General features: G+C 60.9%; 12 protein-coding genes. 5 read left to right on the top strand and 7 right to left on the bottom strand.

Features of this window, described 5'->3' with window-relative positions; genetic code table 11:
* Positions 1 to 8: 8 nt before the first annotated feature.
* Positions 9 to 572 (top strand): nucleotide exchange factor GrpE, encoded by a 564-nt coding sequence (locus ACXAC3_RS03225; RefSeq protein ID WP_475156210.1) that lies wholly within the window; start codon positions 9 to 11, stop codon positions 570 to 572.
* Positions 573 to 603: 31 nt separating this feature from the next.
* Here ACXAC3_RS03225 and mutS read toward each other — a convergent pair whose 3' ends face one another.
* The gene (gene mutS / locus ACXAC3_RS03220; protein ID WP_475163351.1) at positions 604 to 3219 is read right to left on the bottom strand and encodes a DNA mismatch repair protein MutS; all 2616 of its coding nucleotides are present in this window, start codon (positions 3217 to 3219) and stop codon (positions 604 to 606) included.
* A 161-nt stretch (positions 3220 to 3380) separates the two neighbouring features.
* Here mutS and ACXAC3_RS03215 point away from each other — a divergent pair, with 161 nt between their 5' ends.
* Together ACXAC3_RS03215 and ACXAC3_RS03210 are read left to right on the top strand one after the other, a co-directional pair.
* Positions 3381 to 5645, top strand: a complete 2265-nt coding sequence (locus ACXAC3_RS03215; RefSeq protein WP_475156204.1) for an NADP-dependent malic enzyme — start codon at positions 3381 to 3383, stop codon at positions 5643 to 5645.
* Positions 5642 to 6514, top strand: a complete 873-nt coding sequence (locus ACXAC3_RS03210; protein WP_475156201.1) for a ribokinase — start codon at positions 5642 to 5644, stop codon at positions 6512 to 6514. Before ACXAC3_RS03215 ends, ACXAC3_RS03210 begins: the two co-directional genes overlap by 4 nt.
* Here ACXAC3_RS03210 and msrA read toward each other — a convergent pair.
* The 5 genes from msrA to ACXAC3_RS03185 all read right to left on the bottom strand — a co-directional run bounded on the left by msrA (position 6511) and on the right by ACXAC3_RS03185 (position 11106).
* On the bottom strand, positions 6511 to 7182 hold the full coding sequence (gene msrA, locus ACXAC3_RS03205; RefSeq protein ID WP_475156199.1) for a peptide-methionine (S)-S-oxide reductase MsrA: 672 nt from the start codon (positions 7180 to 7182) through the stop codon (positions 6511 to 6513). The genes ACXAC3_RS03210 and msrA overlap by 4 nt on opposite strands.
* Positions 7183 to 7280: 98 nt before the next feature.
* Positions 7281 to 7565, bottom strand: a complete 285-nt coding sequence (locus ACXAC3_RS03200; protein ID WP_475156196.1) for an SCP2 sterol-binding domain-containing protein — start codon at positions 7563 to 7565, stop codon at positions 7281 to 7283.
* Positions 7566 to 7627: 62 nt separating this feature from the next.
* Positions 7628 to 8671, bottom strand: a complete 1044-nt coding sequence (locus ACXAC3_RS03195; RefSeq protein WP_475156193.1) for a M48 family metallopeptidase — start codon at positions 8669 to 8671, stop codon at positions 7628 to 7630.
* 3 nt (positions 8672 to 8674) lie between these two features.
* Positions 8675 to 9742: a YjgN family protein gene (locus tag ACXAC3_RS03190; RefSeq protein ID WP_475156188.1), complete on the bottom strand. Its 1068-nt coding sequence runs from the start codon at positions 9740 to 9742 to the stop codon at positions 8675 to 8677.
* Between the two features lie 140 nt (positions 9743 to 9882).
* Positions 9883 to 11106 (bottom strand): argininosuccinate synthase, encoded by a 1224-nt coding sequence (locus tag ACXAC3_RS03185; RefSeq protein ID WP_475156183.1) that lies wholly within the window; start codon positions 11104 to 11106, stop codon positions 9883 to 9885.
* A 144-nt stretch (positions 11107 to 11250) separates the two neighbouring features.
* On the opposite strand from ACXAC3_RS03185, the gene ACXAC3_RS03180 reads away from it, so the two are divergent.
* Entirely contained in the window at positions 11251 to 12021 is a 771-nt protein-coding gene (locus ACXAC3_RS03180; RefSeq protein WP_475156180.1) for a hypothetical protein, read from the top strand.
* A gap of 57 nt (positions 12022 to 12078) precedes the next feature.
* Positions 12079 to 13305: a threonine ammonia-lyase IlvA gene (gene ilvA / locus ACXAC3_RS03175; RefSeq protein ID WP_475156178.1), complete on the top strand. Its 1227-nt coding sequence runs from the start codon at positions 12079 to 12081 to the stop codon at positions 13303 to 13305.
* Here ilvA and ACXAC3_RS03170 read toward each other — a convergent pair.
* Positions 13302 to 13631: an Hpt domain-containing protein gene (locus ACXAC3_RS03170; protein ID WP_475156175.1), complete on the bottom strand. Its 330-nt coding sequence runs from the start codon at positions 13629 to 13631 to the stop codon at positions 13302 to 13304. The genes ilvA and ACXAC3_RS03170 overlap by 4 nt on opposite strands.
* Positions 13632 to 13726: the final 95 nt, after the last annotated feature.

Raw genomic sequence — 13726 nt, 5'->3', positions numbered from 1 at the left:
GGTAAGAGATGGCAGAGCCCAAGAACGAAGATTTTCTGGACGATATCGCAACCGCCGAGGCGGAAGAACTGGCCGAGGAATTTGCTGAGATCAGCGATGAGGCGCTGGAGCTGGATGAGCTGCGGGCCGAGCGGGACGACTACAAAGACAAATTCATGCGGGCGCTGGCGGATGCCGAGAACGCGCGCAAACGTGGCGACAAGGCGCGCCGCGATGCGGAGCAGTATGGCGGATCGAAACTGGCCCGCGACATGCTGCCGGTCTACGACAACATGAAACGCGCGCTTGAGGCCGCAACGGATGAGCAGAAAGAGGTTGCCGCCGGTCTGATCGAGGGCGTCGAACTGACCATGCGGGCGCTGAAGGACGTGTTCCTGAAACACGGGATCGAGGTGATCACGCCGGAAGTGGGCGACCGATTCGACCCCAACGTGCATGAAGCGATGTTTGAGGCTCCGGTGCCCGGCACCCGCGCGGGCGATATCATTCAGGTCTCGGCCGAAGGCTTCATGCTGCATGACCGCCTGCTCCGCCCGGCGCAGGTAGGGGTGTCCTCGACACCCGCAAGCTGAGTGATTTCAGATCAATCGAATGTTGAGGCGGTTAGGTTCTGGCCGCCTCTTTCAGTTTGTAGATCAGGTCCAGCGCCTCGCGCGGGGTCAGTTCATCCGGAAGCACGTCGTTCAGCAGATCGGTGACAGGCGAAGCCTTTGGTGCGGGCGGCGGAGGCGGGGGCGCGGCTGAAAACAGCGGCAGATCGTCGATCAGCGCCTTTTGCTTGCCGCCTTCGCGTTCGGTTTTCTCCAACTGGTCCAGCACAACGCGAGCCCGTTCAACGACCGAAGCCGGCAGCCCGGCCAGTTGCGCAACCTGCACGCCATAAGACCGGTCGGCGGCGCCTTTGTGAACCTCGTGCAGGAAGATGACCTCACCTTCCCATTCCTTGACGGCGACGGTTGCGTTGTCGACACCTTCGAGTTTTCCGGCCAGGGCGGTGAGTTCATGGTAATGGGTGGCAAACAGCGCGCGGCACTTGTTGGCGGCATGCAGATGTTCCAATGTGGCCCAGGCGATCGACAGGCCGTCATACGTGGCGGTGCCACGTCCGATTTCATCCAGAATGACCAGCGCGCGGTCGTCGGCCTGATTCAGGATGGCTGCGGTTTCCACCATTTCCACCATGAAGGTCGAACGTCCCCGGGCCAGATCGTCCGAGGCCCCGACGCGGCTGAACAGCTGGCTGACGACGCCGATATGCGCCTGTTCTGCCGGGACAAAACTGCCCATCTGCGCCAGCAGCGCGATCAGGGCGTTCTGGCGCAGGAAGGTTGATTTACCGGCCATGTTCGGACCGGTCAGCAACCAGATCGCGGCGCCATCCTCGGCGCTCAGGTCACAGTCATTGGCGATGAAGGCATCGCCACTCTGTTGGCGCAGCGCATGTTCGACCACCGGATGACGGCCACCTTGCACATTGAAGGCGCGGGAGGTGTCCACCTGCGGGCGGCACCAGTTCTCGCCCCGCGCCAGATCGGCAAGCGCGGTGGTCAGGTCCAGCTCCGCCAATCCTCGGGCAGCCTGATTGAGACGGGCGGCCAGTGTCAGAATTTCCTCAGATAGCCTTTGATAGAGCCGTTTTTCGATCTCCAGCGCCAGATTTCCGGCGTTCAGGATACGGGTTTCGATCTCGGACAGTTCCACAGTCGTGAACCGCACCTGATTGGCGGTGGTCTGGCGGTGAATATAGGTCTCGGAAAACGGCAGGTTCAGCATCTTCTCGGCATGGGTGGCCGTGGTTTCGATGAAATAGCCCAGCACGTTGTTGTGCTTGATCTTCAACGAGGTGATGCCGGTATGTTCCGCGTATTTCTGCTGGAACCCGGCGATGACCGAGCGGCCTTCGTCGCGCAGGGTGCGGGCTTCGTCCAGTTCGGTGTCATAGCCGGGAGCGATGAAGCCACCGTCACGGGCCAGAAGGGGCGGTTCGGCGACCAAGACCTCATCCAGCAGGCTCAGCAGATCATCAAATCCGACAAGGTTCTGCACGGCAGTGGCCAGCAGGACCGGCAGGTCGTGACCGGCGCAGAGTTCGGCAATCGCCGCCGCCTGCGATAACCCGTTGCGGATGGCGGCCAGATCGCGGGGGCCGCCGCGGTCAAGTGACAGGCGCGACAAAGCCCGGTCCAGATCGGGGGTCTTGCGCAGCGCCTCGCGCAGGTCCGAGGTGGTCAGGCTGTCCTCCGCCGCGAAACTCACCGCATCCAACCGCCCATGAATGACGTCCAGATTGCGGGAGGGGCTGGACAGACGTTGCTCCAGCAGTCGCGCACCGCCCGGCGTGACGGTGCGATCGACCACTGACAACAGCGATCCGGCGCGTCCACCTGACAATGATCGGGTCAGTTCCAGATTGCGACGGGTGGCGGCGTCGATCTGTACCACGCGGTCCTCGGATTCCTTCAGTGGCGTCTGCAGCAGGGGCAGTTTGCCCTTTTGTGTGATCTCCAGATAGTCGATCAGCGCGCCCATGGCAGAAATCTCGGCCCGTCCAAAACTGCCGAACGCATCCAGCGCGCCCACGTGAAACAGCCCACAGATGCGTTTTTCCGCCGCCGTGCTGTCGAAACTGGCGCGACCGATGGGGGTGAGGGAAATACCCAGATCGCGGACAGGCTCCTGCAGGGCGTGTTCCGACCCATCCGCCACGATCAACTCGGACGGGGCCAGCCGCGCCAGTTCCGGGCTGAGCCGCACCGAGGTCAGCGGCATCACGTGAAACGCGCCGGTTGAGATATCGGCCCAGGCCAGGGCGGCCTCATCGCGGACCTCGGCATAGGCGGCCAGAAAGTTGTGCCGCCGCGCCTCCAGCAGGGCATCTTCGGTCAGGGTGCCGGGCGTCACCAGACGCACAACATCGCGCTTTACCACCGATTTAGAGCCTCTTTTCTTTGCCTCAGCAGGGCTTTCCATTTGCTCGCAGACGGCCACGCGAAACCCCTTGCGGATCAGCGTCAGCAGATAGCCCTCGGCGGCGTGAACCGGTACGCCGCACATCGGAATGTCGGTGCCGTTGTGTTTGCCGCGTTTGGTCAGGGCGATGTCCAGCGCTTCGGCGGCGTTGACCGCGTCCTCGAAAAACATCTCGTAGAAATCGCCCATGCGATAGAACAGCAGGGCGTCTGCATGGGCCTCTTTGATCTCAAGATATTGCGCCATCATCGGCGTGACTGTGGACAAAAGCGGCCCCCTTTTGGCGTATTCCGGGCGCGACCTTACAAATCCCGCATCTTCTGTAAAAGGCGAAAACTCATTCTCGTTGAGGCGCGGCCCTGCCTGCGCTATGAGGCAAATGCCCCGAAGCCATGGAAACGACCGTTAAGATGCCCAAAACGAAGATCACCAAAGAAGAGGCGCTGGCCTTTCACCTGGACCCGACCCCCGGCAAGTGGGAGGTGCAGGCCACCGTCCCCATGACCACGCAACGCGATCTGTCGCTGGCCTACAGCCCCGGCGTGGCGGTTCCCTGTGAAGCCATCGCCGAAGCGCCCGAGACCGCCTATGACTATACCAACAAGGGTAATCTGGTCGCCGTGATCTCGAACGGGACGGCTGTGCTGGGTCTGGGCAATCTTGGCGCGCTGGGCTCGAAACCGGTGATGGAGGGGAAATCTGTTCTGTTCAAGCGGTTCGCCGATGTGAACTCGATCGATATCGAACTGGACACTGAAGACCCGGACGAGTTCTGCCGTGCCGTGCGGCTGATGGGTCCGACATTCGGCGGCATCAACCTCGAAGACATCAAGGCGCCCGAGTGTTTCATCATCGAACAGCGTCTGAAGGAAGAAATGGATATCCCCGTCTTCCACGACGATCAGCACGGCACAGCGGTGATCTGCGCAGCGGGTCTGATCAACGCGCTGCACATCTCGGGCAAGAAGATCGAAGATGTGAAGATCGTGCTGAACGGAGCCGGCGCAGCGGGGATTGCCTGTATCGAACTGCTCAAGTCGATGGGCGCGCGGCACGAGAACTGCATCGTCTGCGACACCAAGGGCGTGATCTATCAGGGCCGTACCGAGGGCATGAACCAGTGGAAATCGGCCCACGCAATCACCACCGAACTGCGCACGCTGGAAGAGGCGATGAAAGGCGCGGATGTGTTCCTGGGCGTGTCGGTCAAGGGTGCGGTGACGCAGGATATGGTCGCCAGCATGGCCGACAACCCGGTGATCTTCGCCATGGCCAACCCGGATCCCGAGATTACGCCGGAAGAGGCGCATGAGGTCCGCGTCGATGCCATCGTCGCCACCGGGCGCAGCGATTATCCTAATCAGGTGAACAACGTTCTGGGCTTCCCCTACCTGTTCCGCGGTGCGCTCGACATCCACGCACGCGCCATCAATGACGAGATGAAGATCGCCTGCGCCCATGCGCTGGCACGGCTGGCGCGCGAGGATGTGCCGGACGAGGTTGCCATGGCCTATGGCCGGTCGCTGACCTTCGGGCGCGACTATATCATCCCCACGCCGTTCGACCCGCGCCTGATCCACCGCATTCCACCGGCGGTTGCCAGGGCCGGGATGGATACCGGCGCGGCGCGGCGTCCGATCATCGACATGGACGCCTATGAGCTGAACCTGAAATCCCGGATGGATCCGACCGCCAGCATCCTGCGCGGCCTGAACGCCCGGGCCCGCGCCGCGCAGAGCCGGATGATCTTTGCCGAGGGCGACGATCCCCGCGTGCTGCGCGCGGCGGTGATGTATCAGCGCTCGGGCTTTGGCAAGGCGCTGGTTGTGGGCCGCCCGGATGACGTCAAACAAAAGCTGGAAGAGGCCGGGCTGGGCGACGCGGTGCGCGAGATCGAAGTTGTCAACGCCGCCAACACAACGCATTTGGAAACCTATAAGGATTTCCTTTATGACCGCCTTCAGCGCCGGGGATTTGACCGCAAGGATATCCACCGGCTGGCGGCGCGCGACCGGCATGTGTTTTCATCCCTGATGCTGGCGCATGGGCATGGCGACGGGCTGGTGACAGGGGCCACGCGCAAATCGGCGCATGTGCTGGACCGGATCAACCATGTGTTTGACGCCGATGCGACCCATGGGGCGGCGGGTGTGACCGCGCTGCTGCACAAAGGGCGGATCGTGCTGATCGGCGATACGCTGGTGCATGAATGGCCGGATGAAAACGATCTGGCGAATATCGCTGAGCGCGCCGCCGCCGTGGCCCGGCACATGGGGCTGGAGCCACGCGTGGCTTTCGTCAGCTTTTCGACCTTTGGCTATCCGGTGTCCGAGCGGGCCGAAAAGATGCACCGCGCGCCTGCGGTTCTGGATCAGCGCGGCGTCGACTTTGAATACGAAGGTGAAATGACCGTTGATGTGGCGCTGAATGTGGACCAGCAGGCCAGCTATCCGTTCCAGCGCCTGACCGGTCCGGCAAACATCCTGATCGTCCCCGCCCGGCATTCGGCCAGCATCTCGACCAAGCTGATGCAGGAAATGGGCGGGGCCACGGTGATCGGCCCGATCCTGTCGGGTATCGACAAGCCGATTCAGATCTGCTCCACCGTTTCGACGGCCAACGATATCCTCAACATGGCCATTCTGGCCTCTTGCGACATTTCGGGTAAGCCATGACCATTTGGAACCTCGGCTCGATCAACGCGGACATGATCTATGACGTTCCGCATCTCCCCGGCCCCGGGGAAACCCTTTCGGCCAACCGGCTTGACCGGTTTCTGGGCGGCAAGGGCGCGAATATGTCGGTGGCGGCTGCCCGTGCCGGTGCGCAGGTGGCGCATATCGGCGCGGTCGGCCCGGACGGGCACTGGGCACGGGATCGCCTGACCGAATATGGTGTCGATACCCGCCATATCGCCGGAGTCGAAGTGCCCACCGGCCACGCCATCATCGCGGTGGATGCGGCGGGCGAAAATAACATCATCCTGTTCCCCGGCTCGAACCACGCGATTTCGCAGGATCAGTTGGGGCAGGCGCTGTCCTCGGCGTCTCCGGGTGATCTTCTGGTGATGCAGAACGAAACCAACCAGCAGGTCGAGGCCGCACAGATGGGGCGCAAGCTGGGCCTGACGGTCTGTTATGCGGCGGCCCCGTTTCAGGCCGATGCGGTGCAGGCGGTGCTGCCCTATCTGGATTTCCTGATCCTGAACGAGATCGAGGCGGAGCAGTTGCGGCAGGCCACCGGGCAGGAGGTTGGCGACCTGGATGTTGCGCATGTGATCGTCACCCTGGGCTCAAAGGGCGCGCGGTATCACCCGCGCGGCGCTGAAATGACCGAGTTTCCAGCCCACAAGGTTCAGGCCGTGGATACCACCGGCGCAGGCGACACGTTCACGGGCTATGTGCTGGCCGGGATGGATCGCGGGATGCCAATGGCTCAGGCCGTGTCACAGGCCAATCGTGCCGCGGCCCTGATGGTCACGCGGCACGGGACGGCGGATGTCATTCCTGACCTCAAAGAGGTCCGCGAGGCGCAGTTCGATTAAGACCCGGCGAAAGGCGCGTCGTTGCCCCACAGCTGTTTGACGCGGGCGTCGCGCCCGCAGGCCTTGCGATAGGCCTTGTAGGCGCTGTGCTGTCGCTTGGGGCCAAAGCGGGTCAGGACCAGCTTGTTCCCCTTGTAATAGTCCTGATGATACGCCTCGGCCGGATAGAAAACGCCCTGCTGCAGGATCGGTGTGACAACCGCCTGCCCCAGCGCCCGCTGCGCATCGGCTTTTGCCTGCTGCGCAAGCGTCTTTTCCCCAGTGTTAGAGACGAAAATCGCCGTGCGATAACTGTTGCCCCGGTCGCAGAACTGGCCGCCCGCATCGGTGGGATCGACCGAGCGGAAGAACAGGCTCAGCAAGGTTTCACGCGACACGCGGGCCGGGTCAAAGGTGATCTGGACCGCCTCGTAATGGCCGGTCCCGCCCTTAGTGACCTGATCATAGGTCGGGTTGGCGGAGTTGCCGCCGGTATATCCCGACACCGCGCCGATCACGCCGGGTACGGATTCGAAATCGGATTCGACGCACCAGAAACAGCCCCCCGCCACGGTCAGCGTTTCGGCTCCGGCCGCGGGGGCGGGAACGGCGCGCAACAGGGCGGCCAATGCAATCAGAGCAAACAGAAGCGTCGGTTTGACTTGGTCGAGGTAAGCGATGCGGGTCATGGCGGATCTCCTTCCGCGATCAGGCTGCCCCGCCTTTCTCGCTTAGGCAATCCGCTGACATCTTATGTCACGGGGTGGTGAGACGAGTTTATCGGCGCTCAGCCCAGCAGCTGCCCCAGCTTCATCGCCACGCCCATATTGCCCGAGATCTTGAGTTTCCCCAGCGCCACACCGGTCATAGGGTTCAGTTTGCCGGTCAGCAGCTTGGTCAGGTTGTCGCGCGAGATCCGGATGGTGCAGTCGGTGTCGCGATCCTGTGTGGTCGCCTGATTATCGGCCAGAACGATGACGCCGTCGTCACCGCAGTCGAATTTGAGCGAGCCGTCGAAGCTGCGTCCGACAAGGTTTTTCTGAATGCCTTCGGCAATGGTGCTGAGTGTCATGTGGCCTCTCCTGATTGGGCACAGGGTTAGGGGGCTGCGGAATGGCAGACAAGGGGCGCGGTCTAGTGACCTTGGGTCAGGGATTCCAGGTTTTTCTGACGGTCGTCAAAGCCGGGATGCGTGCTGAGCCAGTCCAGGCCTTCCTCGCCATATTCAGCCGCCAGAAGGTCGAAGAATTCCGACAAGCCGTTCGGGTCGAACCCGGCCCGGGTCGCCAGATCAACGCCAAACCGGTCAGCGGCCAGTTCGTGCTGTCGGGAATAGGACAGGGACAGGATCAGATTGCCCTCAAGCAGCACCTGTTCCAGCACCGGCCCGGTGTCGCCGGCCATCATGCCGATCAGCACAAAGGTGCCCAGGGACCGGTAAATCTGCGTCAGACCGTGCTGCTCGGCCACATGCCCGATTTCATGCCCGATCACCCCCGCCATGGCATCGGTCGAGATCAGGTTTACCAGATCGTCGGTCACCACAATCGTCCCGTTGGGCAACGCAAAGGCGTTGGGTCCCATGCCGGGAAAGCGTCGGAATTCCAGCTGGTAGTTGTGATTTTCAGCGGCGGGACCCAGCGCCGCCAGAACCCGGTCGAAACTGTCCTGAACTTCGGACTGTCTGGCGGCGCTCAGCCTGGTGGGCTCGGCCAGCACCCGGTCAACGGCCTGCATCACTCCGGTGTCGATGGCGGCAACCAAGGGTGGCGGCGTCATCCAGACGGCCAGCGTCACCAGAACGGCCAGCCCGTATTTCCACAACCCCCAGGCGCCGATCAGGCAGGCGACTGCGATAAGGATCAGGCGCGGGTGGAACTTTTCGGCCCGGTGCAGGTGCGATCCGCTGCTGTCGGCCGTCAGATGTTCCAGCGCCGCGTGATGGTCTGTCAGAAACAGGGTACCGTCGGGAAAGGTCACCCGCCGTTCGGTTGCGCCCACACGGGATTCGATATCCAGTTCCTGCGGAGCGCACCGCGCCTGGACCTCGCCCTGCGCGTCGATCAGCCAGACGGTGTTGGTTCCCACAGCCAGCCGCGCCCGGATCTCGCGTGAGCTGCGGGGTGGATAGGCGCGCCCGCTGACGGGCGCACCGATATCTTCGGGGAACTCTTCCAAGGATCAGACCGCGATGCCGATGTCGAACCCCTCGATGTCACCATAGGCGTCGCCGATGGCGCTGACATTGGCGGTGACGCCGCCGACAAACTCGTCCAGCGAACCGGCGGGCAGGAAAGTGGTGTGATTGGCCAGATACCGCACCCGGCGCACATGCGCCCAGGGCAACATCAGGCCCAGCGTCAGGCCGACCACCACAAGGTTCGAAACCGAAATCCACAGCAGGCGCAAAGGCGACACATTGGAATGGAACCGATGTCCGTCACCCAGAACCGTATAGTTATAGACCGTGTTGCGGACCATGGCGCGATAGATGATCGTGGCCGGAACCAGCACCAGCAGCAGGAAGGCATAGATGCTCAGGACGGAGAGGATGGCTGCGATGTTTTCCGGGTCGTCTTCCAGCGTGCGGAACGCCTCGAATGTCGACAGGTTGACCCCAAGCAGCATGCCGACCACGACCATACCGGCAATGACCCAGAGGGCGGTGAACAGAAAGGCCCGGTAAAACGGCGCAATCGGGCTGTCGAAATACATCGGCGTGGTGCCAAAACTGTGACCGTTCACGTGAAAGCGTTGAATCGACCGCGTGACGAAAGGCCAGGTCGTATACAGCGTCAGCGCTGCGATGATCGGATACAGAAAGTAGTTCGCCGCCGCCGATCCGGTGGTGCCCTGAAAATCGAACCGGACATTCGACCAGCTGGACACGCGGGCATTGAACCGCAGCGAACGCACCAGCAGGTAGGGGACCAGGAACAGCAGACCGAGCAGCATGACGATATTCACCAGCGGAATGGCCGCCAGAATCGTATAGATCACAATCCCCGCGATCACGATCAGACGCCCGATCAGGATTTGCCCGCCTGTGGCATGGTAATCAAAGCTGCGCCCTGCGACATAGGTGTTCTGATAGAAATACTTCTTTGTCCGAACCTTGGCCCAGGCGCTGTAGATCCCGAAGGTCAGCATCGACAGCAGCAGGTTGACGATCCAGATGCCGAAAAACTCGGTGGCCGAGCCGCGAAACTCGAATTCGGCCGGCGTGTCGTAGGATTGATCTGCTTGCATGATTGCCTCAATTGAATTGAACGAAATTCGGGCCGATCCCCTGCAGGACCGGCCCGTTTTCTCTGTTCAATCAACTGGGCATTTCTGCGGCAAAGTTGCGGCTTGTTCGACCCATTCAACTTTTTCGTGTGGCGTCGCCTTTATTTGAGGCGCTTGTCCCGTGCCGCCAGCAGTTTCAGGCGCAGCGCGTTGAGCTGGATGAAACCAGCCGCATCTTTCTGATCATAGGCACCGGCGTCTTCCTCAAAGGTCACATGTGCTTCGGAATAGAGCGAATGATCCGACCAGCGGCCCACGGTCGAAGCCAGACCTTTATACAGTTTCACACGAACCGTGCCGGTGACATGTTCCTGAGATTTGTCGATGGCGGCCTGCAACATCTCGCGTTCGGGCGAGTACCAGAAACCGTTATAGATCAGCTCGGCATATTGCGGCATCAGCTGGTCTTTCAGGTGCATCGCGCCGCGGTCCATGGTGATGGACTCGATCCCGCGATGGGCTTCCAACAGGATGGTGCCGCCTGGTGTTTCATAGATGCCGCGCGATTTCATACCGACGAAGCGGCCTTCGACCAGATCGAGACGGCCAATGCCGTTCTTGCCACCATACTCGTTCAGCTTGGTCAGGATGGTGGCCGGGCTCATAGCCTCGCCATTGATGCTGACCGCGTCGCCTTTTTCAAAGCCGATCTCGATGAATTCCGGCTCATTCGGCGCGTCCTCGGGGTGGACGGTGCGCTGATAAACATAATCCGGTGCCATATCGGCGGGGTCTTCCAGAACCTTGCCCTCGGACGAGGTGTGCAGCAGGTTCGCATCGACCGAGAACGGAGCCTCACCACGTTTGTCCTTGGCAATCGGGATCTGGTTCGCCTCGGCAAACTCCAGCAGCTTGGTGCGGCTGGTCAGGTCCCACTCGCGCCAGGGCGCGATCACCTTGATATCGGGGTTCAGCGCGTAGGCGGCCAGTTCGAACCGCACCTGATCGTTGCCCTTGCCGGTTGCGCCGTGGGCGACGGCGTCAGCACCGGTCGCCTCGGCAATCTCGACCAGACGTTTCGAGATCAGAGGCCGCGCGATCGACGTGCCCAGCAGATACAGCCCTTCATACTGGGCATTGGCGCGGAACATCGGGAAGACGAAATCGCGGACGAATTCCTCGCGGATGTCTTCGATATAGATGTTTTCGGGCTTGATCCCCAGCAGCTCGGCCTTCTGGCGGGCGGGCTCAAGTTCCTCGCCCTGACCCAGATCGGCGGTGAAGGTCACGACCTCACAGCCATACTCGGTCTGCAGCCATTTCAGAATGATCGAGGTATCAAGGCCACCGGAATAGGCCAGAACAACTTTCTTGGGCGCGGACATCTGACTTCCCTTTATGCGTAGAACGCTTGGCCCCTAGCGGGTTTTGAACGCGGGGGCAAGTTATGTGCGTTGACCCCGTGTAGGAATTGGGGTGAAACGGGTGGAAAGAGAACAAGGATTGGTTGAGAGGGCAGAGTTTTGGACTTGGGTTGGAAGATTTTTGCACACGCAGTGGCAATGGTATTCGCAAATGTGCCAGCCACCATTCGGATATTTTGGGCTCCCACGGCGCTTAGCATCGTGGTGATAGGATCGTTTCTCTATTTGTCCGGTATGAGCGATTACTTGGTTTGGGGCGAGACCGTAACTGTTCCTCAAGAAAGCACTCCAAATTTCATTTTTGCATGGTTCTGTTTGATCTGGATTATGACAGCCATCATAGGGGCTTGGGGCGTTACCACTTGGCACCGATATATCTTACTAGAAGAGTTTACGTCGGGCCTCATTCCCCGGTTCGACATCAAGCTGGCAGTTGGTTACGCCCTGAGGCTGTTTCTTTTGGGAATCCTTTTCTTGGCAATTGCCGTTCCGGCCGGCTTTGTGCTTATGAACGTCTTCCAAGTCATTTGGCCTGTCGCGTTAGCGGGCTTGGTTTTAGTGTTGGTTTTGATTGGTGTGGCTTTCCTGAGATGGTCGCTTATTTTGCCAGCATTTGCTGTCGGTAAAACGATGGGCCTGTCAGATGGGTGGGACGCTTGGACCCGAATCCGGAACCCGGGGAAGACCGCGTTGGGCCTGATTTTCTTCTACGTCATGTTTCAGCTGATTGTGAGTATTGCAATCAACTTGCTTCAGTTTATTCCGCCCATTCACGGTATTCTGTCATTTGCCTTTCAGGTCTTCATCGCGATTCTGAACATCAGTATCCTAACAACGGTGTATGGCTACGTTGTGGAAAAACGCGATCTCATTTGAACCCGTACACATATGTATTCCTTGCCCTTCTCGCATTGATGCGGCACTGAAACGGTCATGAGTGAATTCATGACCCGCGCCCGCGCCGCCGAACAGGCGATGCGCACCGTGTTTCCGCCGACGCCTCTGCAACGGAATGCGCATCTGTCCGACCGGTTTGGTGCCGATATCTGGCTCAAGCGCGAAGACCTGAGCCCGGTGCGGTCGTATAAAATCCGCGGGGCGTTCAACGCGATGCGCAAGCAGCAGGGGCAGGACCTGTTCGTTTGCGCCAGCGCGGGCAATCACGCGCAGGGCGTAGCCTTTATGTGCAAGCATCTGGGCGTGAAGGGTGTAATTTTCATGCCGGTGACAACGCCTCAGCAGAAGATCCAGAAGACCCGCATTTTCGGCGGCGACAATATCGAGGTTCACCTGACCGGCGACTATTTCGACGACACCCTGGCGGCGGCACAAGCCTGGTGCACCCGGCAGGGCGGGCATTTCCTGTCACCTTTTGACGATGCGGATGTGATCGAGGGTCAGGCCTCGCTGGCGGTAGAGATCGAGGCGCAATTGGGCGGCCTGCCGGATCACGTCATTCTGCCTGTGGGCGGCGGCGGCATGTCCTCGGGCGTGGCGACGTGGTTCGGGGACCGGACCCATTGCCTGTTTGTCGAACCCCGGGGCGGGGCCTGCCTGCATGCGGCGATGGCGGCGGGGCATCCGGTGTCATTGGAGCGGATCGACAATTTCGTCGATGGCGCGGCGGTGGGGCGCATAGGATCGAAACCGTTTGAGCTGTTGAAAGACCGCCACCTGTCTGACGTGCTGGTCCTGTCCGAGGACCGTATCTGCACCACCATGATCGAAATGCTGAATGTCGAAGGCATCGTGTTGGAACCCGCCGGAGCCTTGGCGATCGAAGCAGTGGCAGACGTGCAAAGTTTCATCCGTGGCAAGACCGTGGTTTGCGTCACCTCGGGCGGGAACTTCGATTTCGAACGGCTGCCGGAAGTCAAGGAACGGGCGCAGCGCTATTCCGGGGTCAAGAAATATTTCATCCTGCGCCTGCCGCAGCGGCCCGGCGCGCTGAAAGAGTTTCTGGGCATCCTGGGCCCCGAGGATGATATCGCCCGGTTCGAATATATGAAGAAATCGGCCCGCAATTTCGGCTCGGTTCTGATCGGGATCGAAACCCGAAAGCCCGAAAACTTCGCCCGCCTGTTTGCGCATCTGGACGAGGCCGGGTTCACCTATACCGACATCACCGAAGACGAGACGCTGGCGCAGTTTGTGATCTAGGCCAGTCTTTCCGCCTTTTCGCTCAGGAACTTGGCGCGGGATTCGTCATAGGCCGACAGCAGGGCGGGCAGGTCGACGTCACCGGCCTTGCCACCTGCCGCGGTGCGCTCTCCGTCCTGGCACAGGCAGGAAAACCGGTCGAAGCCCAGGCTGAGCGCGCTGCCTTTCAGAAAGTGCAGGTTCTGTTCAAGCTCGCGCCGGGCGGTGTCGCGGTGCAGGCGTTCGATGGTTTGCTGAACCTCGTCCAGAAAAATCTGCACGACCTCGTCGAACTCACCAACCCCGACCTCATCCCGCAGCTGTCTGACTCTGGCCCAGTTGATCACGGCCCTTCCCCCCCGCATGTGATGGTGACCCGGTCGTGATAGCGCGGGTGCGGTAAAGGGCAGGTTAAACCGGCTGCCGTCCCGGCCTTCACCGG

The sequence above is a fragment of the Ruegeria sp. ABV4_181 genome (genome assembly GCF_056158465.1).
The sequence above is the reverse complement of the archived record's forward strand: the minus strand, read 5'-3'. Positions and strand labels throughout refer to the sequence as shown.